Origin of the sequence: Microbacterium sp. B35-30 (genome assembly GCF_010634855.1) — a bacterium.
Lineage (GTDB): Bacteria > Actinomycetota > Actinomycetes > Actinomycetales > Microbacteriaceae > Microbacterium.
Genome location: NZ_MWLQ01000018.1, coordinates 50,589 through 77,385, shown reverse-complemented (window position 1 = coordinate 77,385; position 26,797 = coordinate 50,589). Strand labels below are relative to the sequence as shown.

Sequence of the window (26,797 nt, the reverse complement as noted above, 5' to 3'; positions counted from 1 at the left end):
CCATCCCCGGAGAACGAACGCCAATGTCCGCCGAGACGCTGAGTCCGCCGACGAGTCCGCCGACCACGCCCGCCCCCTCGCCCCACCGCTCTTCGCGCGCCCGGCGCGAGGCGCTGCGCGGGTGGCTCTACGCATCGCCGACCACCCTGTTCGTGGTGTTCGTCTTCCTGCTGCCACTGCTGCTCGTGCTGCAGATGTCGGCATCCGACTGGCCGCTGCTCTCGGGCAACCAGGGCTGGAACCTCCCCGAGAACTACGTCGACGCCGTCGACCACCGCCTGTTCTGGGACGCCATCTGGTTCACCCTGAAGTACACGGCGATCACGACGATCCTCCTCATCGGCCTGGGCCTCGGGCTCGCGATGCTGGTGCAGGAGTCGACCCGGTGGAAGTCGCTGCTGCGAACGTCCTTCCTCGTGCCGAGCGCACTCGGTCTCGCCTCGGCATCCCTCCTCTTCTACGTGCTCTACTCGCCGTACGCCGGTCCGTTCGCCGACCTCATGCAGTCGTGGGGCTTCACGTTCCTCGGCACCCCCGAGGGCGCGCTGTGGTCGACGGTGTTCCTCATCGTGTGGCGGTACGCCGGCTTCTACATGCTGCTCATGCTGGTGGGCCTGCAGTCCATCCCCGACGACGTCTACGAGGCCGCGCGCATCGACGGCGCCTCGGCGTGGCAGACGTTCCGCGACATCACGCTTCCGCTGCTGCGGCCGACGTTCGCACTCACCATCGTGCTATGCGTCACCGGCTCACTCCTGGCATTCGAGCAGTTCTACATCCTCACCAAGGGCGGACCGGACAACAGCACCATGACGATCGTGCAGCTGATCTACAACGTCGCCTTCCAGGGCCAGAACGACCTCGGCATCGCCGCGGCGCTGTCAGTGATCGTGCTGCTGGCGCTCATCGTCATCAACGTGTTCCAGCTGCGGGCGTTCCGCCGCACGGACGAGGACTGAGGATCCCGCCATGTCTGCACAGACCCTTCCCTCCTCCACCCATCTCATCCAGGTGCAGCCCGCGCGCGGCCGCGCGCGCCGCTCCCCCGCGGCGCGCATCGTGTTCGGCATCCCGTACGCCGTGCTGACCACGGCACTCGCGATCATGTTCCTCTACCCGCTCATCTGGACCGCCGTGTCGTCGGTGGCCCCGCGAGCCGGCACCAGCCAGCCGGAAGGCTGGGGATTCGGCAACTACACGGCACTCGCCAACTACCAGGCGGGCATCTGGGTGTACCTCGGCAACTCGACGTTCGTCGCGCTGCTGACGGTGCTGCTGACCCTGGTCGTCTCCACCCTCGGCGGGTACGCCTTCGCGCGGTTCTCCTTCCCGGGGAAGAACCTGCTGTTCCTCACCGTGCTCGCAATTCTGATGGTGCCGTACACGACACTGCTGATCCCGCTCTACGTGATCCTCAACGCCGTAGGGCTCAGCAACTCCCTGGTCGGCGTCGCGATCGTGCTCACGATGTTCCAGCTGCCGTTCTCGATGTTCATGATGCGGATCTCGTTCGAGTCTGTCCCACGCGAGCTCGACGAGGCGGCCCTGGTGGACGGCGCGACGACCTTCGGAGCGCTCCGGCTCGTGCTGCTGCCGGCGGTCAAACCCGGGCTGATCACCGTCGGCATGTTCGCCTTCCTGGCGGCCTGGAACGACTTCATGGCGCCGCTGATCCTCATCACCGACACGAACCGGATGACGCTGCCGCTGGCGGTCTCGAACCTCCGCGTGCAGGTGCAGGGCGTCATCGACTACGGGGCGACGGAGGCGGGGGTGGTCGTGCTGGCCCTCCCCTGCATCGTTCTGTTCCTCGTGCTCCAGCGCCACTACGTCCGAGGATTCATGTCGGGAGCTTTCAAGGGATGACCATGCAGACCACCACCGCACCCCAGGCGCCCGTCGCCCCGACGCGCGGCCGCCTCCGCCCCCTCGGCCAGCAGGAGGTCCGCATCACCGGCGGCTTCTGGGGCGACCGGCAGACGGTCAACGGCCGCAACACGCTCGCGCACATCGAGAGCCGCCTGGAATCCGAGGGCTGGCTGGCCAACTTCGACCGCGCCGCGGCCGGCACGCTGCCGGAAGGGCGCCGCGGACGCGAGTTCTCGGATTCCGAGGGGTACAAGTACCTCGAGGCGCTCGCCTGGGAGATCGGCCGCACCGACGACGCCGACCTCGAAGCGCGGCTGCGCGCCGTCGTCGGTCGTGTCGCGGCGGCCCAGGAGGCGGACGGATACCTCAACACGCAGTTCGGGCGCGCGGGGCAGGGCGCGCGGTGGTCCGATCTGGAGTGGGGACACGAGCTGTACTGCCTCGGCCACCTCTTCCAGGCGGCGGTGGCCCGGGAACGCACCCGCCCGGGTGCGGACGACGGGTTGCTCCGCATCGCGGTGCGTGCCGCCGACCTGGTGTGCGCGGAATTCGGGCCCGGCGGACGCGACGGGATCTGCGGCCACGCCGAGGTCGAGGTCGGGCTCGCCGAACTCTCCCGGGCGACCCGCGAGCCGCGCTACCTCGAGCAGGCGCGCCTGTTCGTCGAGCGCCACGGACGCGGCACGCTTCATGACATCGAATGGGGCCGCAAGTACTTCCAGGACGACGTGCCGGTGCGCGACGCGACGGCCCTGCGCGGTCACGCGGTTCGCGCGAACTACCTGGCGGCGGGCGCCGCGGACGTCGCCGTCGACACCGGCGACGATGAGCTGCTCGGAGCGCTCCGCGGGCAGTGGGACCGTACGGTCGCCCGGCGGACCTACATCACAGGCGGCCAGGGTTCGCACCATCAGGACGAGGCGTTCGGAGAGGACTGGGAGCTGCCGGCCGACCGCGCCTACTCGGAGACGTGCGCGGGCGTCGGCTCGATCATGTTCTCGTGGCGCCTGCTGCTGGCGGACGGCGATGCGCGCCACGCCGATCTCATCGAGCGGACCCTGTTCAACGTCGTGGCGACGTCGCCCGCGCCCGACGGCCGTTCGTTCTTCTACGCGAACACGCTGCACCAGCGCGTGCCCGGCATCCCGGCCGAGCCCGACGCCACCTCTCCCCGCGCGTCGTCGTCGCTGCGTGCGCCGTGGTTCGAGGTGTCGTGCTGCCCGCCGAACGTGGCGCGCACCCTCGCGAGCCTCGACGCCTACGTCGCGACCGCGGACGACGACGGCGTCCAGCTGCATCAGTACGCGCCGTCGACGGTGCGCACGACGCTCGCCGACGGCCGCGTCGTCGCGCTCGACGTCGAGACGGACTACCCGGTGTCGGGACGGATCCGTGTGATCTCGCGAGCGGATGCCGCACCCGACGCCCCGTGGACGCTCACCCTCCGCGTTCCGGCGTGGGCCGCGGGGGCGCGCCTGCGGCTCCTGCCGACCGACGGCGGTGCCACCGAGGAGCGCGATCTCCCTCCTGGGGCCGCCGAGGTGCGCCGGGCGTTCCGCGAGGGGGACGTCGTGGAGCTCGACCTGCCCATGGCGCCGCGCGTGACGGCCCCCGACGAGCGCATCGACGCCGTGCGCGGGTGCCTCGTGATCGAGCGCGGTCCCGAGGTGTTCGCGCTCGAGTCGGTGGACCTCGGCCCCGGCGACGTCGACGACGTCGCGCAGGTCGCGTTGGCTGCCAGCGCCGAGCCGGTCGAGCGCGACGGACGCGTGTGGGTGAAGGTGGTCGCGCGCGGAGCGGACGACGGCGGCTGGCCGTACGGCGAACCCGGTGGCGGACCGCCCGCGCACGCATCCGTGGAGGTCCCGCTCGTGGCGTACCACGATTGGGCCGAGCGGGGACCCTCCACGATGCGCGTGTGGATCCCCGCCGGCTGACGTGCCGCTCGTCACACGGGCATGCTCACGAGCTCGGCCACGCGCGGCAGCACGTCGAGCGCGGTCGTGGCGTGGACCGAGAACCGGAGCCGGTCCGGGCCGTGCGCCGTGACCGCGACGCCGTGCTCGGCGAGCCGGGCGCGGCGCGCGGCGGCGGCCCCGTCGGCCCACCGCGCCACGACGATCCCGGCGCGGTCGGCGGGTCGGCGAGGCGAGACGATCACGACTCCCGCCGCATCGAGCGCCGCGATCAGCGCGTCGACACGGGCCGAGATCCGCTCCTCGACCGCGCGGACCCCGACCGTGTCGATCAGCTCCAGAGCGCGCGCGAGCATGCGAGCGGAGGCGGGCGATCCGTTCGTGAGGCCCAGGTGCTTCGCACCGGGGAGAGACAGATGCCGCAGCCCGTCGTATCCGCCCGAACGCTCGACGCCCGTCCATCCGCTCAGCCGCGGCACCATCGCGGCCAGGGCGCGAGGCGACGCTGCGACGAATCCGGTGCCCCAGCCCGCACGCAGCCACTTCTGGCCGCCCGCGATCACGACGTCGGCGTGCGCGAACGGAAGATCTACGGCGCCCGCCGCCTGGATCGCATCCACGATCAGCAGGCGGTCGCCGATGACCTCCCGGATGCCGGCGAGGTCGGCGCGCCACCCCGTGCGGAAGTCCACCGCGCTCACGGCCACCGCCGTCGTCGCCGTCCCCAGCGCCTGGGCGACCCTCTCGGGGGTGACCGGGGCTTCGAGATGGTCGGCGGGCATGTCGCACACGCGCAGGATCCCGAGCTCCTCGGCCCGCCACCATGGGTACAGGTTCGCGGGGAACTCGCCCCGCGACACGAGCACCTCGGCGCCGCGCAGCGCGAAGGCGACATGGAAGAGGCCGAGGGACGTGCTCGGAACCAGCGCGACGTCGGCCCCCGGCATGCCAAGCAGCCGTTCGACCTGTTCACGTGCGCGGTCGTCTTCGCCCGCCTCGTCCACGTCGCCGGCCGCAGCGGCTCCCCAGACGTCCGCGGCGGCCTCGCACACGAGACGTGAGGGCGGACCGAACCGTGCGAAGTCCAGGTGGCCGGGGACTGCGGCGAACGCCGCGAGGTAGTGATCCATCGGGGCAACGCCTGCCGCGTGTTTCACGGGTGTAAACATCCGAACTCCAGGATGACGATTCGGTCACAGCCATCGCAGGACGAGTGTCCGGCGAGATAAAACGATCTGAGTAGAAGGTGCAGTTGTACATTGCACCTTCATGTTGTTTCATTGTTGAGTCACTCGACGCAACGGAGCAAGAGGAAGGAATGGTCGACAGATGACCGCCAAGAAGAGAGCCGCCGGACTACTCGTCGCCGGCCTGAGCACAGCCCTGCTGCTGGCCGGATGCTCGGGAGGAACGACATCCTCCGCGCCGACCGAGGGCGCGACCGACGGCCCGCAGAAGGGCGGAACCGTGCACATGCTGCAGAACGCCGACTTCTCGTATCTCGACCCTGCCCGCGGCTGGGACGGCGGGGTGAACGCGTTCTACCGCCTGCTGTATCGCGGCCTCACCATGCAGGCGGCCGGTGACGCCGACGACCCGAATGCGATCGTCCCCGACCTCGCCGAGTCCCTCGGCACGGCGTCCGCCGACGGACTGAAGTGGACCTACACGCTCAAGGACGACCTGGCATTCGACGACGGCGACCCGATCACGTCGGCCGAGGTCAAGTTCGGCATCTCGCGAGCGTGGGACCCGCAGATCGGCATCGGCTCGCCCTACCTGAAGAACGTCATCGACGCTCCGGCCGACTACCAGGGCCCGTACGTGTCGGGCGAGATCCCCACCATCGAGACGCCCGACGAGAAGACGATCGTCTTCCACCTCAAGGCGCCCTTCCCCGAGTTCGACAACGTGCTGGCGCAGTCGAACGCGGTGCCCTTCCCCGTCGGCAGCGGCGGCGGCGACGAGTTCATCAACGACGTCATCGCGTCCGGACCGTACACGGTCGACAGCTACACGCCCGGCAGCACCATCAAGCTGGTGCGCAACGAGCACTGGAACGCCGAGACGGACGAGGTCCGCAAGGCCTACCCGGACGCGTGGCAGTTCGACATGGGGATCGATGCGGCGACGATCGAGGAGCGCATGATCGCCGGCCAGGGCGACGATGTCAACGCGATCGCCGGCAAGATCAGCGGCGCCGCACTCCCGCGCATCCAGACTCCGGAGCTGCAGGAGCGTGCCATCAAGGCACCGGCGTTCTGCACGACGTACATGTCGATGAACACGACCAAGGAGCCGTTCGACGACGTCCGTGTTCGTCAGGCGGTCAACTGGGCGCTCGACCGCACCACGGTGCAGAACGCCTCGGGCGGCAACCAGCTGGCCGACGTCGCGACCACGATCATCCCGCCGGCGGTGAACGGCCACCGTGACTTCGACCTCTACCCGGCGAACGAGGACGGCGGCAACGCCGAAGAGGCCCAGGCGCTCCTGGCCGAGGCCGGCCTTGCCGACGGCTTCGAGTTCACGCTCGACATCCGTTCGCAGCCCGCCATGCAGGCCCAGGCAGAAGCGGTGCAGGAGTCGCTCGAGAAGGTGGGGATCACGGTCAACCTGAACGTGATCGACACCGCGATCTACTACGAGACGATCGCCACCCCCGCCAAGCAGAACGACGCCGCCATCACGGGATGGTGCCCTGACTGGGCGTCGAGCGCGAGTACGTTCATCCCGCCGCTGTTCGACGGCGCGATGATCACCGAGAAGGGCAACCAGAACCTCGCCCAGCTCGACGACCCCGCCGTCAACGAGCGGATCGCGGAGGTGCGTGCCATGACCGACGTCGAGGCGGCCAACGCCGCGTGGGGCGACCTCGACGAGCAGATCATGGAGCTCGCTCCGATCGCACCGTTGGTGTTCGAGAACGGGATCTTCCTGCCGGGAACGAACATCGCCGGCTACTACCCGAGCACCAACATGACCGATCTCACCATCGTCGGTCTGAAGGACCCCTCGAAGGGCTGAGCATGACCATCCCCTCGACCGTCATCGAGGTCGAGGCCACGCCGGGCGGCGACCCAGTACTCGAAGAGTCACTGGAGTCCCGCCCGGCCTCTGGCCGGAAGCTTCTGCGCGGATTCCTCACCGATGTGCCGGCGATGCTCTCGCTCGGCTACATCGTCCTGATCCTGCTCATGGCGATCTTCGCGCCGCTCATCGTCCTGGTGAGCGGCTGGGGACCCTACGAGTTCGACCAGACCGCGATCGACCCGAACATGGGCGCCATCCCCCTCGGACCGTTCGGCGGCATCAGCGCCGAGCACTGGTTCGGCGTGGAGCCCGGCAGCGGCCGCGACATCTTCGCGCGCATCGCATACGGCGCACGCGTGTCGATGACGGTCGCGCTGTCGGCCACGTTCCTCACCACCATTCTCGGGGTGGTCTTCGGACTGCTCGCCGGCTACTTCGGCGGCTGGATCGACACCGCCATCTCCCGCGTCATGGAGTTCCTCATGGCGTTCCCCGCCCTCATCTTCATGATCGCCATCCTCTCGGCGCTGCCGTCCGACAACCGCATCGTCCTGCTCGTGCTCGTGATCTCCCTGTTCGGGTGGCCGTACCTCGCCCGCATCGTGCGCTCGCAGACGCTCTCCCTGAAGGAGCGCGAGTTCGTCGAGTCGGCGCGGGCCTCCGGCGCGTCCGGAGCCCACATCATCTTCCGCGAGATCCTCCCGAACCTGCTGTCGACGATCGTCGTGATGGCTACGCTCGCGGTGCCCGGCTACATCGGCACCGAGGCCGGCCTGTCATTCCTCGGTGTCGGCGTCGTGCCGCCGACCCCCAGCTGGGGCCAGATGATCGCCGCGGCCGCCCCGTGGTACGCGGTGGATCCCATGTACTTCCTCATCCCCGGCATGTTCCTCTTCCTGCTCGTGCTGTCGTTCACCACCCTGGGCGACCGCATCCGGGCCCTCATCGGCAGCGCGGAGGTGCGCGCATGATCCGCGTCGTCGGCTCCCGCATCCTGGGCATGATCGCGGTGCTGTTCCTGGTGACGCTGTTCACCTACGTGATCTTCTTCGTGCTCTCTCCGGACCCGGCGGTGCAGATCTGCGGCAAGAACTGCACGCCCGAGCGCATCGAGCAGATCCGCATGAACCTCGGCCTCGACCAGCCTTTCTGGCAGCAGTTCTGGGAGTACCTCTCCGGCCTGTTCACGGGACGCGAGTACGTCGTGGCGGGCGCCGTCGTGACGTGCCCGGCCCCGTGCCTCGGCTACTCGTTCCAGACCGGCCAGCTCGTGAGCGAGATGATCGTCCAGCGGCTGCCGATCTCGGCGACGATCGCGATCGGCGCCGCCATCCTGTGGCTCGTCGGCGGACTCGTCGGCGGCGTGCTGAGCGCGGTGCACGAGGGCAGGTTCACCGACAAGTTCTTCGCTGGGCTCACCCTCGGCGCGATGTCGATCCCGAACTACGTGCTCGCCCTCGTCCTCCAGTTCGTCCTCGTGGTCGCGCTGGGCTGGCTCCCCTTCCCGCAGGCGGTGCCGTTCTCGGAGGACCCGGGCCAGTGGTTCCTGAACTTCCTCATGCCGTGGATCGTGCTGGCGGTCGGCTACGCCGCGGTGTACACGCGGCTCACGCGCGCCAATGTCATCGAGACGCTGCAGGAGAACTTCGTCCGCACCGCGAACGCGAAGGGACTGAGCTCGTCCCTGGTCTGGCGGCGCCATGCGCTGCGCCCGGCTCTCACGCCGATCGTCACGATCTTCGGCATGGACCTCGCGGGACTCCTCGGCGGGGCCGTGATCACCGAGACCGTCTTCGGCCTGAACGGCGTGGGCAAGCTCACCGCCGACTCCATCTCGTCCAACGATCAGCCGGTGATCATGGCCGTGACGCTCCTGTCGGCGTTCTTCGTCATCGTCGGCAACCTCGTCGTCGACCTCCTCTACACGGCGATCGACCCCCGCGTGCGGACGGCGGCGCGCGCATGACCGGAGAGAACGTGAACGACACGACCGGCGACATGCTCCGCGTCGAAGACCTCAGCGTCGAGTTCCGCACCGCGAACGGCGTCACGCGCGTCGTCGACTCCATCGACTTCGCCGTGCCGCGCGGCGGCGCCCTCGGCATCGTGGGCGAGTCCGGCTCGGGCAAGTCGATGACGAGCCTGGCGATCATGGGGCTTCTCCCCAAGGGCGGCACAGCGACCGGCTCGATTCGATTCGACGGGAAGGACCTGCTGTCGGAGCGCGAGAGCGCGATGCGCCGCATCCGGGGCGATCGGATCGCGATGATCTTCCAGGACCCGCTTTCGTCGCTGAACCCCTACTACACCGTCGGGGTCCAGATAGCCGAGGCCTACCGCTCGCACCGCTCCGGAGTGTCGGCCCGTGCGGCGAAGAAGGTCGCTGTCGAGGCGATGGATCGCGTCCACATCCACGACGCGGCCCGTCGGGCGGACCACTACCCGCACCAGTTCTCGGGTGGCATGCGCCAGCGCATCATGATCGCCATGGCACTCAGCATGGAGCCCGACCTCATCATCGCCGACGAGCCGACGACGGCGCTGGACGTCACAGTGCAGGCCCAGATCCTGGCGCTGCTCGCCGAGATCCGACGCGACACCGGTGCGGGACTGATCCTCATCACCCACGACCTCGCGGTGGTGAGCGAGGTCGCCGACCGCATCGTGGTCATGCGCGGCGGGCACCTCGTCGAGAAGGGATCCGTCGAGGACGTCTTCAGCGACCCGCAGCACGAGTACACGCGGCGACTGCTCGACGCCGTGCCCCGCATCGACGACGAGATCGGCGAGCTCCGCACGACGGCGATCCCCGTCGTTGCAGAGGAGGAGAAGCGATGACGGATGCCACAGCGCTGTGCCGGGCGACGGGTCTGGTGAAGGAGTTCACCAGCCACGGACCGATGCTGAGCCGCCCCACGACCTTCCGCGCCGTCGACGACGTCTCGTTCGAGGTGTTCCGCGGCGAGACCCTGGCACTCGTCGGCGAGTCCGGTTCCGGCAAGTCGACCACGGCCCGCCTCGTGGCGCGCTTGATGGAGCCCACCGCCGGAACGGTGGAGTTCGAAGGCCAGGATGTCACGAGCCTGAAGGGCCGCGCGCTGCATTCCTTCCGCAGCGACGTCCAGGTCATCTTCCAGGACCCGTACTCGTCGCTGAACCCCCGGCACACCGTCGAAGGTCTCGTGACCGCCCCGCTGCGTTATCAGAAACGCAAGATCCCCGGGGGGGCCCGCGCGTTCACGCGCAGCCTGATGGAGCGAGTCGGCCTCAATCCCGACCACTCGGGCCGGTATCCGGCGCAGTTCTCGGGCGGGCAGGCGCAGCGCATCGGCATCGCCCGGGCGCTCGCGGTCGGCCCGAAGCTCGTGATCTGCGACGAGGCCGTCTCGGCGCTCGACGTCTCGGTGCAGGCCCAGGTGATCAATCTGCTCCGCTCGCTCCAGCGCGACGAGGGGTTCGGCTACCTGTTCATCGCGCACGATCTCGCCGTCGTGCGCCAGATCGCGACCCGCGTGGCGGTCATGAGCCGTGGCCGGATCGTCGAGCAGGGCGAACGGGATCGCATCTTCGCAGACCCCCAGGACGAATACACCCGCACGCTGCTCGCGGCGGTCCCGCGCATCGATCCCGAGTGGGACGCGCGCCGGCGCGAGGCGGAGCGACGCCGTGCGGCCATGGCATCGGAGGCCTCATGACGACGACGTACCACCTGCCCGGCATCCACGTCACGGAGGCCTACATCGACGTCCCGCTGGACTGGGACGCCCCGGCGGGCCGGTCGATCGAGGTGTTCGTGCGCGAACTCGTCGATCCCGCGCGCGTGGGCGACGATCTGCCGCTCCTCACCTATCTGCAGGGCGGTCCGGGAGGCGCCAACCCCCGCCCCCTGCGGCGCGATGGGTGGCTCGACGAAGCGCTGGCGGACTACCGCGTCGTGCTCGTCGACCAGCGCGGAACGGGCCGCAGCCACCCGCTCGAGGCCGCCGACGTCGAGCCGCTCGCCGCTGAGGCCGGCGCTGACCTGCTGGCCCTGTTCCGGGCCGACTCGATCGTCCGCGACCTCGAGCACGTGCGGAACACGAGGTACGAAGGCCGACGGTGGGCCACGCTCGCGCAGAGCTACGGCGGCTTCCTCACCCTGACCTACCTCTCGATCGCCCCCGACGCCCTCGCCGCCTGCTACATCTGCGGCGGGATCCCGGGAACGCCCCCGCGGGCGGACGAGGTGTACGCGCGCACGTTCGACCGCGTCGCACAGAAGACGGCCGAGCTGTACCGGCGGTTCCCCGCTGACGCCGAGGCGGTCGCCCGCATCGCGGACGTGCTCGCGCACGAGGACGTCCTGCTCCCGGACGGCGATCGGCTGACAGTGCACCGGTTCCAGTCGCTCGGCATCGACCTCGGCATGAAGCCGGGGCACGAGCGCCTGCACTGGCTCTTCGAGAAGGCGTTCACACGAGCGGGCCGGCTGTCGACCGCGTTCCTCCAGGACACGATGACCCTCACCTCCAGTGCCGGCAATCCGCTGTTCTGGACGCTCCAGGAGTCGATCTACGGCGACCCCGGCAGCGGACCGACGGCCTGGGCTGCGCAGACGGCCCGCGACGGGCGGCCGGCGTTCGACCCGGAGCGGCGGCCGCTGCTGTTCACGGGCGAGATGGCGTTCCCGTGGATGTTCGACGAGGTGCGGCTGCTGCGCGGCTTCCGCGATGCCGTGCACGCCCTCGCCGAGCGGACCGCGTGGACGCCGCTGTACGACGCCGGCCGGCTCGCGGCATCCGAGGTGCCGCTCGCCGCGGCGGTGTACTTCGACGACATGTTCGTCGACGCCGGGCTGCAGCTCGACACGCTCTCGCGCATCGGGAACTCGCAGTACTGGGTCACCAACGAATTCGAGCACGACGGAATCGGGTCGGGCCGGACGTTCACCGCGCTGCGGGAACTCGTGCGCGACCGAGGAGGAGAGACACGATGACGCATCACCACACCCCCGTCAGGCCGCCCTACGCGGGCACGCGTTACCCGCGCCTGGCAGAGATCCCCGCCTTCACGGAGTTCATCGCGTCCCGCTGGGACGACGTGGCCGTGCATCCGACGCTTCCCTCCGGCACGGCGGCGGCCGCGGCATCCCACCGATCGCGACTGAGCGCCGCGCTGCCGGGCCTGACGCTCGTCGCCGCGGCGGGCAGCGCCCCCGTCCGCAACGACGACGCCGCCTACGGGTTCCGCGCCGACAGCAGCTTCGTGTGGCTGACCGGCTGCCAGATCGAGGATGCGGTGCTCGTCATGTGGCCGGTCGCCGGCGGTCACGACGCCGTGCTCTACCTCCCGCGCCCGTTCCGGCCCGGCGACGACGGCTTCTTCTCGGATGCCGCGCACGGGGAGCTGTGGGTCGGCCCGTCGGCCGGGCTGCCGGAGTGGAGCGACGCCCTGCAGGTGACCGTCGAGCCTCTCGAGTCGCTCGAGGCCCGGCACGCAGACCTGCGCGGTGCCCACGCCGCACGCTCGGCCGCCCCGCTGACCGCGGCCGCGGGTGCGAACGTCTCGCCGGAGCTCGAGCGCACCCTGTCCCGGCTGCGCATGGTTAAGGACGAGTGGGAGATCACGCAGCTGCGCGCCGCCGTGGACGCGACGGTCGGCGGGTTCGAGGCCGTCGTCGCCGAGGTGCCGCGCGCCATCGCGGACGGGCTCGGGGAGCGGTGGCTGCAGGGGACGTTCGACCGGCACGCGCGCACGTTCGGAAACGGCCCCGGCTATTCCACCATCGTCGGCTCGGGTGCGCACGCACCCATCCTCCACTGGGTCCGATGCGACGGCCCGATCCTGCCCGACGCCGCGCTCCTGCTCGACATGGGCGTCGAGGCGCATTCGCTCTACACCGCCGACGTCACCCGCACGGTTCCGGCGAGGGGCACCTTCACCACTTCCCAGCGGGCGGTGCACGACCTCGTCGAGAAGGCGCATCGCGCGGGCCTCGAGCAGATCCACCCCGGCACGCCCTACCTCGACTTCCACTTCGCCGCCATGGAGGTGATCGCCCAGGGGCTGCACGACTGGGGTCTGCTTCCGGTCTCGGTGGACGAGGCGCTCTCCCCCGAGGGGCAGCAGCACCGGCGATACCTGGCGTGCGGCATCGGCCACCACCTGGGCCTGGATGTGCACGACTGCAGCCAGGCGCACTACGAGGACTACATGGGCGCCGACCTCGAACCAGGCGTCGTCATGACCGTCGAGCCCGGGCTCTACTTCCACGCCCACGACCTCACGCTGCCTCCCGAGTTGCGCGGCATCGGAGTGCGCCTGGAGGACGACGTCCTGGTCACGGAGTCCGGCTCCGAGGTCCTCTCGTCCGCCCTCCCCATCGACGCGGACGGCGTCGAGCAGTGGACGCGCACGCACCTCGGGTCGGGAGCGTGAGCGCCGCGACGGCCACTCGCCTGGCGCTGGACTTCCCGCTCGCGGACGTCCGGCTGGGCGAGACGAGCGTGTTCCAGCGCGCTCGCGACGAGATGCTCCACCTGGCCCACGTGTATCCCATCGACCGGCTCCTCGCCGTATTCCGAGCCAATTCCGGGCTCGACACCCGCGGCGCCGTGCCGCCGGGCTCGTGGGAGGACTTCGGGCACCCCGCCGAAGACGCGTGGAGCGAGCACGACTACCCCGGCCGCGAGGCCGCCCAGACGGCCAACCTGCTTCGCGGCCACTACGCCGGGCATTTCCTGTCGATGCTCGCGATGGCCGCCGCAGGCGAAGGCGACCCGGTGCTCCACGCCAAGACCGAGGAGTTCGTCGCGGGTCTCGCCGAGGTGCAGTCGGTCCTCGCGGCGACGGGCCGCTACTCCCACCCGGGGTTCCTCGCCGCCTACGGCGAGTGGCAGTTCTCCCGGCTCGAGGACGGCGCCCCTTACGGCGAGATCTGGGCACCGTACTACACCTGCCACAAGATCATGGCCGGCCTCCTCGACGCGCACGAGCTGGTCGGCAGCGAGCAGGCGCTCGCCGTGGCGAGGGCGATGGGGCGCTGGGTCCACGGCCGTCTCTCGCGGCTGGACGACGCCCGGCGCCAACACATGTGGTCCCTCTACATCGCCGGTGAGTTCGGCGGCATGAACGAGACGATGACGCGGCTCGCGGCTGTCGCCGACGAGCCGCTCTTCCTCGAGACCGCGAGGATGTTCGATCAGCACGAGCTCGTCGCCGCAGGAGCGTCACGCCGCGACATCCTCGACGGCATGCACGCCAATCAGCACCTGCCACAGCTCATCGGCTACGTTCACGAGTACGAGGCCACCGGCGAGCGCGCGTATCTCGACGCCGCCGCCGGGCTGTGGGACCAGGTGGTGCCGGGGCGCATGTACGCGCACGGCGGCACCGGGGAGAGCGAGCTGTGGGGGCCGGCCGGCCGAGTCGCCGGCGACATCGGGCACCGCAACGCCGAGACATGCGCGACCTACAACCTGCTGAAGCTCTCGCGACTGCTGTTCCAGCACACGCTCGACGCGAAGTACATGGAGTACTACGAGCGCGGCGCGCTCAACCACATCCTCGGTTCCCGGCGGGACGTCCGCTCCGAGACGAGCCCCGAGGTCACCTACATGTTCCCGGTGCACCCGGGCGCCCTCCCCGAGTTCGACAACGTCGGAACGTGCTGCGGCGGGACCGGCCTCGAGAACCACGTCAAGTACCAGGACTCCGTGTTCTTCCGCGGGGTCGGCACCGACGCCGAGCTGTGGATCAATCCGCACACGCCCGCCGAACTCACGTGGCGCGAACGAGGGTTACGCATCGTCCTCGAATCCGAGCTTCCGCTCGGCTCGCAGGTGCGCATACGGGTGGAGCGGACCGACGGATGCCCCGACCCGGTGCCGCTGACTCTGCACGTGCGCGTCCCCGGATGGGTCGGCGCGCCGGCGTCCGCCCGGATCGGCGCCGAGCCTGTGGCGCTGGACGTGCGGCCAGGGCAGTATGCGGACGTGCACCGCGACTGGACGCCCGGCGAAGAGCTGGTCCTCGAACTGCCGATGAGCCTGCGAGCCCACGCGACGCCCGACGATCCGCAGGTGCGTCACGTCGCCTTCGGCCCGAGCGTCCTGGCGGCCCGGTCCGACAGCACGACGTGGCTCGAGATCGCCCTCGATCGTCGGCGGCTGCTCGACGGCACCCTCATCGGCGACGACGCGGATCCGCGGACGACGCTGCTCTCGGAAGGCGCCGTGCGCGTCGACGGCCTGCCCTTCGCGCCCGTGTGGACGGGGACCGACCACCGGTACCACCTGTACGTGCGATCGGCGGACGCCACGATCGGCTTCGCGGGCGTCGACACCGGCGTCGCCGCGCGCCGACGTGAGGACGGCGCCACGATCCTTGACGATCTCTGGACCGACCCCCTCCCCTGCACGCGAAGCGCATTCGTCGCCCGCGTGCTGGGTGCGGTGCAGCTCGGGCACGCCGACTCCCTGCTGAGCCTCGGCGAGGCGCGCACGGTGCTCCGTCGCGCACTGGAGCTCGATGCGGCGAGCCTCCGGGGAGCGTGGGAAGACGCACCCGACGTCGGGCCGGCCGAGGAGTGGCTCGAGCAGACCGCGGACGTCGAGTACGCGGCATCCGTCCCCCTCGTCGAGATCCTCGCACCCGAGCCGGCCGCGTCCGGCTGGCATACGACACCGCCGCAGATCCGCGTGCGTGCGACGTGCGGGGAGCACGAGGTCGAGTCCGTCGAAGTGCGCGTCGGAGAGGACGACTGGCAGGTGTACACCGACGTGCTGCGGGTCGGGATCGAGGGCTCGGTGCGCATCGAGGCGCGGGCCACCGCTTCGGGACTCACCGGATTCGCAGCACGCACGCTCCACATCGACACGACTCCTCCGGTGACCGAGGCACGCGTGAAGCCCTTGGGCGCCGGCGTCGAGATCACCTTCGTCGCGCGCGACGACGTCTCAGGTGCCGAACGCATCCAGTGGCAGGGGCCGGGGACCTTCTGGGCGACCTTCCAGGAGGCGTTCGTGCGCGCACTCACCGACGACGAGCAGATCATCGAGTACGCAGCGACCGACCGCGCCGGCAACGAGGAGCCGCGTCGCAGGCTCGTCCTGCCCGGGCGGCCGCGGACCTAGACGGAACCCGTCCGCCCCATTACCATTGCAATTGCACCTTTCGACACTGGAGACACGATGACCGACCGCAAGCCCTGGCACGGTGTGAACCTCGCCACGACCCTCCCCATCAATCCCGACTTCTCGGTGAACTACGACGCGTACGCCGAGCACGTGCGCTTCACGACATCGAACGGCGTCACGGGGATCATCCCCAACGGGTCGCTCGGCGAGTACCAGACGCTCACCGAGGATGAGCGCCGACAGGTCTACCTCACCGCCCTGGACGCTGCTCCTACGGGAACCGCCGTCATCCCCGGCGTCGGCGCCTACGGCGCGCTCGAGAGCGTGCGCCTGACCGAGCACGCGGCCGAGCACGGCGCCCCCGCCGTCATGCTGCTTCCACCCAACGCGTACCGTGCGAGCGACGACGAGGTCGTCGACCACTTCCGCCGCGTCGCCGCCGTGGGCCTGCCGGTGCTGGCCTACAACAACCCCATCGACACCAAGGTCGACCTGCGACCGGATCTGCTGGCGCGCCTGTACCAGGAAGGCCTGATCGTCTCCGTGAAGGAGTTCTCGGGCGACGTGCGCCACGCGTTCGAGATCCGCGAGCTCGCTCCGGGCCTCGACATCTCGATCGGCTCCGACGACGTCGTACTCGAACTCGGTATCAACGGAGCCGTCGGCTGGGTCGCCGGCTACCCGAACGCGATTCCCGCGTCGACTGTGGAGCTGTACAACCTGTCGACCTCCGACGACCCGACCGACTGGGTCAAGGCTCGCGACATCTACCGCGACCTCCACGCGCTGCTGCGCTGGGACTCGAAGACCTGGTTCGTCCAGGCGATCAAGCTCTCGCAGGAGGTCGCCGGTGTCGCCCCAGCAGGCATCACCACGCGCCCGCCGCGCCTGCCGCTCCCCGACGACGTGCGCGCGCGTATCATCTCCGACACCGAGGCCGTCCTGGCCAAGGGCTACCGCTGATCCGAGGACCCGAATGCGATCGCAGCGCGTTTTCCACGCCGTCGACTCCCACACCGAGGGCATGCCCACCCGCGTCATCGTGGGCGGGATGGGTGTGCTCCCGGGAGCGACGATGGAGGAGCGTCGCCAGTGGTTCATGGCGAACAGCGACGACGTGCGTACTCTCCTGATGAACGAGCCTCGCGGGCACAGCGCGATGAGCGGCGCGATCCTGCAGCCGCCTACGCGTCCTGACGCGGACTTCGGCGTGCTGTACATCGAGGTGTCGGGCTGCCTCCCCATGTGCGGGCACGGCACCATCGGCGTCGCGACCGTGCTGGTCGAGACCGGGATGGTGCCGGTCGTCGAGCCGGTGACGACGATCCGCCTCGACACGCCGGCAGGCCTCGTGATCGCCGACGTCGCCGTCGCCGAGGGGCATGCCGAGAGCGTCACGATCCGCAACGTGCCCTCGTTCGTGGTCGGGCTCGATCGGTCGGTCGACGTCCCCGGCTACGGCGCGGTGTCGTACGACCTCGCATTCGGCGGCAACTTCTACGCCATCGTGTCGCTCGACAGCCTCGGCCTGCCCTTCGAGCGTTCGCGCAAGGACGACCTCCTCGCGGCGGGACTGGCCATCATGGCCGCGATCGACGAGGTGGATGAGCCGAGGCACCCGGTCGATCCCACGATCCACGGCTGCCACCACGTGTACCTCGAGGCGCCGGGCTCCACCGCCCGCCACTCGCGCCACGCCATGGCGATCCACCCGGGGTGGTTCGACCGCTCCCCCTGCGGGACCGGGACGAGTGCGCGCATGGCCCAGCTGCACGCACGGGGCCTGCTGCCGCTCGGCACCGACTTCGTGAACGAGTCCTACATCGGCACCGCCTTCACCGGCCGACTCGTCGAAGAGACCTGGGTCGCCGGCACCCCGGCCGTGATCCCGACGATCACAGGCCGCGCCTGGGTCACGGGTACGGCGCAATACATGCTCGATCCGTCCGATCCGTTCCCGCGGGGGTTCGTGCTGTGAGCCTCTCCTCCACTGTCGGCATCCCGGTCGTGAGCGCGACCGACATCGACGCTGCCCTCTCACGCAGGGACGCGGTCGAGGCGATCACGGCCACGCTGCGGGCCGGGTGGGATGTCGAGAACGCCCACGACCGCCTGTTCGCCCCGCTCGCGGGCGGCGAGTTCCTGCTGATGCCGGCGGAGTCCGCGTCTTCCGCGGGAATCAAGGTGGCCACGATCGCCCCGGGCAACACGCGGCTCGGCCTGCCGAAGATCCACGCGTGGTACCTCCTGTTCGACCGGGAGACGCTCGAGCCCCGCGCGGTCCTCGACGGCGCGCGCCTGACGACGCTGCGCACGCCCGCGGTGACGGCTGTGGCGGTCTGCGGGCTGCTGACCGCCGATCCCGCCGGCCCCCGGACCTCGATCGACCACCTCGCCGTCGTAGGGTCTGGGCCTCAGGCGGTCGAGCACATCCTGACCCTCGCCGACCTACTGCCGGCCGGGCGGGTGAGCGTGATCGGGCGGACGCCCGGCCGCGTCGACTCCGCCGTCGCCGCACTGCGCGCCGCCGGCATCGCGGCGGACGCCGGCTCGCGCGACGACGTGGCTGCGGCGGACGTCGTGGTTACCGCCACCTCGTCGCCGAGACCCCTGCTCGACCTCGACGACGTACGCCCGGACGCCGTGGTCGCGGCGATCGGGTCGCACGGGCGCGATCACCGCGAACTCGGCGAGCGACTGGTGCGGGCGGCCGACCTCGTGGTCGAGGCGCGCGCGTCGGCGTTGCGTGAGAACGGCAATCTCGCCGCCGCGCGCACGGACGAGGAATGGGCGGGCGGCACCCAGCCGATCGCGAACCTCGCCGAGCTGATCCGCGGTGAGTTCGTCCGCCGTCCCGGCGCGCCGGCAGTGTACACCGGGGTCGGCATGGCGTGGGAAGACCTGGCCGTCGTGGAGAGGATCATGGAGTCCACGCGAACGGACGAGCCGTCCGCGTCCGAGGAGGCCCACAGATGACCGGTCCCGAGCTGCGCAGCGTCGTGCGCCTGAGCAAGCAGCCGAGCATCCGCGACACCGTCACGCGGGCGCTGCGCTCGGCGATCATCAGCGGTGAGATGCAGCCCGGTCGTGTGTACTCGGCCCCGAGCCTCGGTGAGCAGTTCGGCGTGTCGGCGACGCCGATCCGCGAGGCGATGCTCGACCTCGTCCGCGAAGGGCTGGTCATCGCGCTGCCCAACCGCGGATTCCAGGTGACCGAGGTGTCGCCGCAGGACCTCCTCGAGGTGACCGAGCTGCGTCTTCTGCTCGAGCCGCCCGCGATCGAGCGCGCGACCCCGCATGTCCCCGCCGAAGCGCTCCCCGGTCTCCGGCGGCAGGCCGCGGCGATCATCGAGGGCGCCGAGACCGGCGACCTCATCGGGTATCTCACCGCGGACAGCGACTTCCACCTGGCCCTGCTGCAGTACGCAGGCAACTCGCGCCTGACCGAGCTCGTGGCCTCGCTGCGCTCGCAGACCAGGTTGTTCGGCCTCTCGGCGCTCGCCGAGCAAGGCCGGCTGACCTCGTCCGCGCGCGAGCACGATCTCATGCTCGACGCGATCGAGGCCGGCGACGCGGCACTCGCGCGCGAGCTGGTCCATGCCCACATCGAGCACGTCCTGACCGACTGGTCCGATTACTCCGCCGCCGGGTCCCCTCCCGCGGGCATCCCCCGCCCCGCATGAGCGCGGCCGCAGCACCCCGCTCGGACGTCGTGATCATCGGAGCGGGGATCCTCGGCGCGGCCGTCGCGTACTTCGCCTCGTCGGCGGGCCTGTCGGTAACGGTCGTCGAGCGCGGCTCGATCGCGTCCGGCACCACCAGCAGGTGCGAGGGGAACCTCCTCGTCTCCGACAAGGAGGTCGGGCCCGAGCTCGAGCTGTCGCTCTACTCGCAGACGCTCTGGCGCGGCGAGCTGGCCGAGCACGCCGCGGACTGGGAGTTCGAGGCGAAGGGCGGACTGGTCGTGTCGGCGACGGACCGCGGCAAGCGCGCCCTGGGCGCGCTCGTGGCGCACCAGCGCGGACTCGGCATCCGTGTCGACGACGTCGGCGATGCGGGGGCACTGCGCGAGATCGAGCCGTACCTGAACCCCGCGATGGCGGGCGGCGCGTTCTACCCCGACGACGCCCAGGTGCAGCCCGTGCTCGCGGCGCACCACCTGCTGCGCCTCGCCCGCGACCGCGGGGCCCGGCTGCTGACCCGCACCGCTGTCCACGCGATCCACGTGACGAGCGGCCGCGCCACCGGAGTCGACACCACCGCCGGACGCATCGACGCGGGCGCCGTGATCGTCTGCGCCGGCCCGTGGAGCGGCGAGGTCGCCGCCCTCGCGGGCGTCACACTCCCCGTGCTCCCCCGCCGCGGATTCGTCCTCGTCTCGGAGCCGCTGCCCCCGACCGTCCGTCACAAGGTCTACTCGGCGGAGTACGTCGAGAACGTGGCGAGCTCGGACGCCGGACTCCAGGTGTCGTCGGTCGTCGAGGGCACGCCGAGCGGCACGATCCTCATGGGCGCCAGCCGCGAGCGGGTGGGGTTCGACACCACGTTCTCGTCCGAGGCGGTCGGCCGCATCGCGCGCGCCGGGATCGAACTGTTCCCCGTGCTCGCCGGCGTCCAGATCATGCGCACCTATTCCGGGTTCCGCCCGTACTGCCCGGACCATCTCCCCGTCATCGGGGAGGACGGAAGGATGCCGGGGCTCTGGCACGCCGCCGGCCACGAGGGCGCGGGCATCGGCTTGTCGGTCGGCACCGCGAAGCTCCTCGTGCAATCCCTGCGGGGCGAGCCCACCGACCTCTCCCTGGAGCCGTTCCGGCCGCATCGGTTCGACGAAAGGCCTGCCGCATGAACGCTCCGAAGCCGGACCGCACCGGCGAGCTCACGTTCGACGGGCGGAGCATCGCCTTCCGCGAGGGTCAGACGATCGGCGCCGCGCTCGCGGCGGCGGGGGTCTCCGCGTGGCGCACGACCCGCGTGACCGGCGAGCCGCGCGGGCTGTTCTGCGGCATCGGCGTCTGCTATGACTGCATCCTCACCGTCGACGGCGCCCGGGCGCGGCGGGCCTGTGTCACACCCGCACGCGACGGGCAGGTCGTGCGCAGCGACGACCCGCACGAGGCGCTGCCGATGGCGGGAGGGCACGGTGGTTGAGGCATCCGTCTACGAGCTCGCAGTGATCGGTGCGGGGCCTGCGGGCCTGTCTGCCGCCGTCGCGGCGGCCGAACGCGGCCTGGCGGTCGCGCTCGTCGACGCCGGGCAGCAGAGCGGCGGCCAGTACTGGCGGCACCCCGACGAACAGCACCTCGACGCATTCGAACGCCACGAATCGACCGGGCACCACCACTGGTCTCAGTACCGCGATCTTCGCGCCCGGCTGCGGCGTGCGGTCGAGGGCGGGCGGCTCGTCCACGTCGCGGGGCGGCACGTGTGGCGCATCGACCGCGATGAGACGCTGCTGGTCCTGCGCACGACGTTCACATCCGACGAGGACGCGACGGATGCCGGCGAGCCGGCCGTCCGAGCCGAGCGGGTGGTGCTCGCCACGGGCGCGTACGACCGCCAGCTCCCCCTTCCCGGGTGGACGACCCCAGGAGTGATGGCCGCGGGCGGCGTGCAGGCGCTCCTCAAGGCGAACCAGGTGGCGGCGGGACGGCGCGCCGTCGTCGCCGGCACCGGGCCGTTCCTCCTCTCGGTCGCCGCGGGGCTGGCCGACGCCGGCGTCGAGGTGGTCGCCGTGTGCGATGCGAACGCGCTGTCGCGCTGGGCCGCCACGCCGCTGCGGGCGATCCAGGAGCCCGGCAAGCTGCTCGAGGGCATCGGCTATGCCGCCGCGTTCTTGAAGCACCGCATCGCGCTGCGCACCCGCACCATCGTCGCGGCGGTCTCGGGCGAGGGGCGCGTCTCACGCGTGACGCTGGCCGGCGTCGACGCCCGCGGCCGGATCCAGCCCGGCACCGAGCGCACCGTCGAGGCCGACCTGGTCGCGCTCGGCTGGGGCTTCACGCCGCAGCTCGAGCTCGCGATCGGCGTGGGCGCGAAGACGCGCGTCGACGTCGACGACTCTCTCGTCGCAGTCGCCGACGCCGACCAGCGCGCGAGCGTCCACGGGGTCTACCTCGCCGGCGAAGTGACCGGCATCGGCGGCGCGGTGCAGTCGTGTGCCGAAGGCGAGCTCGCCGCGCTCACCGCCGCGGTCGACGCCGGCCGCGCCGACGACCCGCGCCGGCGCGCGCGGCTGCGTCGCCGCATCGCCCGGGGCCGCCGGTTCGCGGTCGGCATGCACCAGGCCTCTCCCGTGCCCGCCGAATGGACGACATGGCTCGCGGCGGACACGACGGTCTGCCGATGCGAAGAGGTCGACGCGGGTGCGGTGGCCGTCACCGTTCACGGGCTCGGCGCCGACGACCCGCGCGACGTCCGGGTCACGGCGCGCCCGGGCATGGGCCTGTGCCAGGGCCGCGTCTGCGGGTTCGCGCTCTCGTGCCTGGTGTCGGCCCAGACCGGGCGGCCGGCCGGCCCCGCAGACCTCGAGCCGCTCGCAAAACGGCCACTGGCGACCCCGGTGAAGGTCGCCGACCTCGCAGCGCTCGCCGACGGAAAGGACTGACCGATGACCATCCCCGCATCCACGCCCGAGGACGTCTCCGCGATCGTGCGACGCGCGGCCGCGGCATCCGCGATCTGGCGGCGCAGCACGATCGGCGAACGCGTCCGTGCGCTCGGCGCCGTCGCGGACGCGCTCGACGCCCACGCCGACGAGCTCATCGCCGAAGCCCGGCGCGAGACGCATCTCGCCGAGGCGCGCCTGCGCGGCGAGGTGCGCCGCACCAGCTTCCAGCTGCGGCTGTTCGGCGACGTGCTCGAGGAGGGCACCTGGCTCGACGCCCGCATCGACCGGGCGGACGGCGAGTGGCCGATGGGCGCGCCCCGCCCCGACCTGCGCCGCCAGCTCGAGCCGATCGGACCCGTGCTCGTGTTCTCCGCGAGCAACTTTCCGTTCGCCTTCTCGGTGGCGGGCGGCGACTCCGCGAGCGCGCTGGCCGCGGGCAACGCGGTCGTCGTGAAGGCCCACCGCGGGCACCCGCAGCTCTCCGCGCTGACGACGCAGGTGGTGCGCGACGCGCTGGCCGCAGTCGGGGCACCACGCGGTCTGTTCGACACCGTGTACGGCACGCAGGCCGGGGTGCAGGCGCTCAAGGACCCGCTGATGCAGGCGGCCGCGTTCACCGGATCGATCGCCGGCGGCCGCGCGCTCTTCGACATCGCCTCGTCCCGGCCCCAGCCCATCCCCTTCTACGGCGAGCTCGGCAGCGTGAACCCGGCGTTCGTCACGCGGTCGGCCGCGGCCGAGCGGGGCGATGAGATCGTGCAGGGCTTCGTCGCCTCGGTCACCGGCAGCTCCGGCCAGCTGTGCACGAAGCCGGGCGTCCTGCTCGTCCCCGCCGACTCGGGCCTGGATGCGATGCTCGCGTTGGCGTCGCTGCCCGCACCGGCGCCGCTGCTCAACGACGGGATCGCCGAGGGCTTCCGCGGTGCGGTCGAGGCGACGGCATGCCACCACGCCGTCGAGGTGCTTTCGGGCTCACGGCATGCGGACGGCGATCCGGCGCCGGTTCTGTTGAAAACCACCGCAGCAGCCCTGCGCGCCGACCACGAGTCGCTCATCTCCGAGATGTTCGGCCCGGCGGCTCTCGTCGCCACCTACGAGGACGAGTCCGAGATAGTCGCCGTCGCGGAGGTCCTCGATGGCCAGCTGACCGCGACGGTCTTCGGGTCCGAGGGCGACGCGGTCGCCGCCGAGCTCGTGCCGGTGCTGTCGACCAAAGCGGGACGGGTGCTGTGGAACCAATGGCCCACCGGCGTCTCGGTGACCTGGGCGCAGCAGCACGGCGGACCCTACCCCGCGACGACGGCCGTAGGCACCACGTCAGTAGGCAGTGCGGCGATCACGCGATTCCTGCGCCCGGTGACCTATCAGAATATGCCCGATGCCCTACTGCCGCCGGCTCTGCAGGCATCCAACCCCCTCGGGATCCCCCGGCGGATCGACGGCGTGCTGATCGCAGCATGACAGCACGCGCATGACGATGCGGCCCCTGGGGGAACCCCGGGGGCCGCATTGTTTCCGGTCGCATGAATCCCTGGTGTCATTTCACATATCACCAGTACCATTGCACTACTACCGGGCGGAATCAGTCCGGACAGTACGAGATGCGACGACGCTCCACCCCGCGGTTCCGGCCGTGCCGGAGCATCGTCGCCCGGCTGAGATCAACGGAGTAGCAGATGAAACGCAGGAGAACACTCGTCGGCGGCCTGACCGTCGGCGGCCTCGTCGTCGCCTCGGCGGTGTCATGGACCGGCCCCGCCGCCGTCGCCGCCGACGGCGATGTGCCCGTGGCCGGCGATGGCACAGTGCAGCTCGACACGGGCTACGACGGGCCCCAGGTCACCGAGGTGCGGGTGGTCAACGAGGCGAAGTACCTCGAGATCTACTGGGACCGCTACGTCGACGAGAACGCGGCGGTGAGCCCGGACAACATCACGCTGCGCAACGGCGAGCGCACCATCGCCCTGAAGGCGAAGCCGGCGCAGGGCGGCACCGACACCATCTTCTTCGACAGGGACAACAAGCAGATCGCCGCGACGGCCGCCAACAGCATGGCGCGGCTGCCCGAGGACCTCCACCTGTCGAGCATCGCCTACACCGGCCCGATCGACCCGAACCTGCCCCTCACCCTCGAGATCGACGGCGCCGCCATCGCCGATTCCGCCGGCAAGCCGGCCAAGACGGCGACCTACACGGGTGTGCCGAAGCTCGACTACTACACGCAATCGCTGATGACAGGTGCAGGCATCGAGGTCAAGGCGGGGGGCCGCGTCGCGGCCGCCACCCTCACCAAGGCCGCCGCTCAGGTCGACGCCCAGCTCGCGCAAACCGGCACGGGCATCGCGGCCACCATGGCCGCGAACGGGTGTTCCCTGGCGGTCTACGGCTCGCGCGAGAACGCATACCTCGTTCCCGAGCACCGGGGCGGGTACAACCCGACCATGTACGACGTTGAGGGCTACGGCGGGAATATGTGGAACGACTGCGTGTCGTCGATCTCGGAGCGTAACGTGCTGCGCACGCGTGGCGACGCCAACGCGTTCCTGAACACGGCGTACCCGAACGAGAACATCCTCGTGCACGAATTCGGTCACGCGGTGCTCTCGGTCGGCATCGAGGAGCAGGCGGACCCGACCCTCTCCGACGCCTTCTTCGCCGCGTACGAGAACGCTTACACGACCGGTCGCTGGCCGAACACCTACGCGATGTCCAACCGCGACGAGTTCTTCGCGACGCTTTCGGCGATCTGGTTCGACAACATGGCCGAGAAGCCCGACTGGAACGATGGCGTGCGCAGTCCCATCAACACGCGCGGGGAGCTGAAGGAATACGACCCGATGTCGTACGCCTTCTTCGCGTCGATCTACCCGGACGACGTCACAATGCCCTCGCCATGGGACGTGGCGGGGCCCGACATCTACCACGGCGACTTCCGCCGAGAGCCCGCGCAGCCGGCCCGCGTGGAGGCGACGGACGTCGACTACGGCCAGGACATCTTCCGGATCGTCACCGCCAGCCTGGGTTCGGAGTATCAGATCGATCGCTACGCCGGCGATCCCGACCACCCGTCGCGCGACATGGTGATCTGGTTCCGGTGGGGCGGCGGCGTCTGGAAGCTCGCGTACGAGGGCGGCGGCTTCGTCATCAGCGCGTCGGACGGCAGCGGCGTGCTGGCCGCCGTCTCCGACACGGAGGTCGCGTATCGCGGCATCGAGCGCGACGCATCCGACCCGCGCCAGACGTGGACGTTCGCGGCCGACGTCACGACCGCTGCGAACGCCTACGACGGGCATCTCGTGAACCGGGCCAACGGCCGTTCGCTCGTCCTGGACGGGCGGCCCGGCTCGGGGGTGTCGATGACGCTGACGGATGCGGCGGCGGCAACGCGCTGGATGCTCGAGGACACGGACCGCACGGCGGCGCAGGGTACGTCGGCCTACATCCTGCCGGTGCGGGTGACGCTTGTCTCGGGTGATGAGTTGGCGACCATCGACGCCCCCGCGCAGGGCTTCGGCCTGCCCTCCGTCACGGACGTCGCCGGCGAAGACTGGTCGCGCAGCGGCGAGCGCTTCGCCGGATGGGCACTGGCAGGCTCGAGCGATCCGCTGCCTGCGGGATGGACGATTCCCGCGGGCGCGACATCCGTCGACCTCGTCGCGCTGTGGGCGCCCGACACCGCCGCTCCTGAAGCCGTCCTGGTCTCCCCGGCGGCCGCCGGACCTCTCGCCGCGCTGTCGATCCAGGTCGACGCGACCGACGACGTCGGACTCGCGAAGATCGTCGCCGATGTCTACAAGGGCGGCAAGCTCATCAAGAGCACCCGCACGGCGCTGGACGGAGACACCGCGGCATCCCACACCGCGACGGTCGGTGGCCTCGCCGACGGCGCGTACACCGTGAGGTACTACGCGAAGGACGAAGCGGGCAACGTCTCGGCCACGACCTCGTTCGCGCTGTCGATCGACGCCACCGCGCCGACCGTCAAGGTCAAGAGCGGCGCAGCCTTCACGAGCGGCGGCGACGGCACGTACACCGCGGTGAGCTTCAAGATCCGCGATAACGACCGCGTGGCATCGGTGACGCTCAACGGAGTGGTGCAGGAGACGTCCGGAACGAAGAGTGACATCGATCGCATCCAGCCCGGGCAGCCTGGCGCACAGCTCGGCGAGAACGTGCTCGTGGTCGCCGACGTCGCCGGCAACACCACCGAGGTGAGATTCACCCTCGAGGGGTAAGGGACGTGCCGGGGGATC

General features: G+C 70.6%; 21 protein-coding genes. 20 read left to right on the top strand and 1 reads right to left on the bottom strand.

The window, feature by feature from the left end; all coding sequences use genetic code 11:
* The first annotated feature begins 23 nt into the window (after positions 1-23).
* Genes B2K11_RS10345 through B2K11_RS10335 form a run of 3 tightly spaced genes read left to right on the top strand, consistent with a single transcriptional unit; the run spans position 24 to position 3,806 of the window.
* Entirely contained in the window at positions 24-959 is a 936-nt protein-coding gene (locus B2K11_RS10345) for a sugar ABC transporter permease (protein WP_163618201.1), read from the top strand.
* A 10-nt stretch (positions 960-969) separates the two neighbouring features.
* Complete coding sequence (locus B2K11_RS10340) at positions 970-1,866, top strand: carbohydrate ABC transporter permease (RefSeq protein WP_163618200.1); 897 nt, start codon at positions 970-972, stop codon at positions 1,864-1,866.
* Positions 1,863-3,806, top strand: a complete 1,944-nt coding sequence (locus B2K11_RS10335; protein WP_204260081.1) for a beta-L-arabinofuranosidase domain-containing protein — start codon at positions 1,863-1,865, stop codon at positions 3,804-3,806. Before B2K11_RS10340 ends, B2K11_RS10335 begins: the two co-directional genes overlap by 4 nt.
* A gap of 11 nt (positions 3,807-3,817) precedes the next feature.
* Here B2K11_RS10335 and B2K11_RS10330 read toward each other — a convergent pair whose 3' ends face one another.
* Positions 3,818-4,915, bottom strand: coding sequence for an aminotransferase class V-fold PLP-dependent enzyme (locus B2K11_RS10330; protein WP_163618199.1), 1,098 nt, complete (start codon positions 4,913-4,915; stop codon positions 3,818-3,820).
* Positions 4,916-5,114: 199 nt separating this feature from the next.
* Between B2K11_RS10330 and B2K11_RS10325 the strand changes: the two genes are divergently transcribed.
* The 17 genes from B2K11_RS10325 (at position 5,115) to B2K11_RS10245 (ending at position 26,779) form a co-directional block, all read left to right on the top strand.
* The gene (locus B2K11_RS10325) at positions 5,115-6,812 is read left to right on the top strand and encodes an ABC transporter substrate-binding protein (RefSeq protein WP_163618198.1); all 1,698 of its coding nucleotides are present in this window, start codon (positions 5,115-5,117) and stop codon (positions 6,810-6,812) included.
* Between the two features lie 2 nt (positions 6,813-6,814).
* Complete coding sequence (locus tag B2K11_RS10320; RefSeq protein ID WP_163618197.1) at positions 6,815-7,789, top strand: ABC transporter permease; 975 nt, start codon at positions 6,815-6,817, stop codon at positions 7,787-7,789.
* Positions 7,786-8,784 carry an ABC transporter permease gene (locus tag B2K11_RS10315; protein WP_163618196.1) on the top strand — a complete coding sequence of 333 codons (999 nt, stop codon included), beginning with the start codon at positions 7,786-7,788 and terminating at the stop codon, positions 8,782-8,784. The genes B2K11_RS10320 and B2K11_RS10315 overlap by 4 nt, the downstream gene beginning before the upstream one ends.
* Complete coding sequence (locus tag B2K11_RS10310; protein WP_163618195.1) at positions 8,781-9,656, top strand: ABC transporter ATP-binding protein; 876 nt, start codon at positions 8,781-8,783, stop codon at positions 9,654-9,656. Before B2K11_RS10315 ends, B2K11_RS10310 begins: the two co-directional genes overlap by 4 nt.
* Entirely contained in the window at positions 9,653-10,513 is an 861-nt protein-coding gene (locus tag B2K11_RS10305; RefSeq protein WP_163618194.1) for an ATP-binding cassette domain-containing protein, read from the top strand. The genes B2K11_RS10310 and B2K11_RS10305 overlap by 4 nt, the downstream gene beginning before the upstream one ends.
* Positions 10,510-11,793, top strand: coding sequence for an alpha/beta fold hydrolase (locus tag B2K11_RS10300; RefSeq protein ID WP_204260080.1), 1,284 nt, complete (start codon positions 10,510-10,512; stop codon positions 11,791-11,793). The genes B2K11_RS10305 and B2K11_RS10300 overlap by 4 nt, the downstream gene beginning before the upstream one ends.
* Entirely contained in the window at positions 11,790-13,235 is a 1,446-nt protein-coding gene (locus tag B2K11_RS10295) for an aminopeptidase P family protein (protein ID WP_163618192.1), read from the top strand. Before B2K11_RS10300 ends, B2K11_RS10295 begins: the two co-directional genes overlap by 4 nt.
* Positions 13,232-15,931: a beta-L-arabinofuranosidase domain-containing protein gene (locus tag B2K11_RS10290; RefSeq protein ID WP_163618191.1), complete on the top strand. Its 2,700-nt coding sequence runs from the start codon at positions 13,232-13,234 to the stop codon at positions 15,929-15,931. The genes B2K11_RS10295 and B2K11_RS10290 overlap by 4 nt, the downstream gene beginning before the upstream one ends.
* Before the next feature lie 57 nt (positions 15,932-15,988).
* A complete protein-coding gene (locus B2K11_RS10285) occupies positions 15,989-16,897 on the top strand; it encodes a dihydrodipicolinate synthase family protein (RefSeq protein ID WP_163618190.1) in 909 nt (302 codons plus the stop codon).
* A 13-nt stretch (positions 16,898-16,910) separates the two neighbouring features.
* Positions 16,911-17,912: a proline racemase family protein gene (locus B2K11_RS10280; protein WP_163618189.1), complete on the top strand. Its 1,002-nt coding sequence runs from the start codon at positions 16,911-16,913 to the stop codon at positions 17,910-17,912.
* Positions 17,909-18,910, top strand: a complete 1,002-nt coding sequence (locus B2K11_RS10275; RefSeq protein WP_163618188.1) for an ornithine cyclodeaminase family protein — start codon at positions 17,909-17,911, stop codon at positions 18,908-18,910. Before B2K11_RS10280 ends, B2K11_RS10275 begins: the two co-directional genes overlap by 4 nt.
* On the top strand, positions 18,907-19,617 hold the full coding sequence (locus B2K11_RS10270; RefSeq protein ID WP_163618187.1) for a GntR family transcriptional regulator: 711 nt from the start codon (positions 18,907-18,909) through the stop codon (positions 19,615-19,617). Before B2K11_RS10275 ends, B2K11_RS10270 begins: the two co-directional genes overlap by 4 nt.
* Positions 19,614-20,783, top strand: a complete 1,170-nt coding sequence (locus B2K11_RS10265; protein ID WP_163618186.1) for an FAD-dependent oxidoreductase — start codon at positions 19,614-19,616, stop codon at positions 20,781-20,783. Before B2K11_RS10270 ends, B2K11_RS10265 begins: the two co-directional genes overlap by 4 nt.
* Positions 20,780-21,085: a (2Fe-2S)-binding protein gene (locus tag B2K11_RS10260; RefSeq protein ID WP_163618185.1), complete on the top strand. Its 306-nt coding sequence runs from the start codon at positions 20,780-20,782 to the stop codon at positions 21,083-21,085. Before B2K11_RS10265 ends, B2K11_RS10260 begins: the two co-directional genes overlap by 4 nt.
* Entirely contained in the window at positions 21,078-22,541 is a 1,464-nt protein-coding gene (locus B2K11_RS10255) for an FAD-dependent oxidoreductase (RefSeq protein ID WP_163618184.1), read from the top strand. Before B2K11_RS10260 ends, B2K11_RS10255 begins: the two co-directional genes overlap by 8 nt.
* A gap of 3 nt (positions 22,542-22,544) precedes the next feature.
* Complete coding sequence (locus tag B2K11_RS10250; RefSeq protein WP_163618183.1) at positions 22,545-24,005, top strand: aldehyde dehydrogenase (NADP(+)); 1,461 nt, start codon at positions 22,545-22,547, stop codon at positions 24,003-24,005.
* A gap of 215 nt (positions 24,006-24,220) precedes the next feature.
* Entirely contained in the window at positions 24,221-26,779 is a 2,559-nt protein-coding gene (locus tag B2K11_RS10245) for a hypothetical protein (RefSeq protein ID WP_163618182.1), read from the top strand.
* Positions 26,780-26,797: the final 18 nt, after the last annotated feature.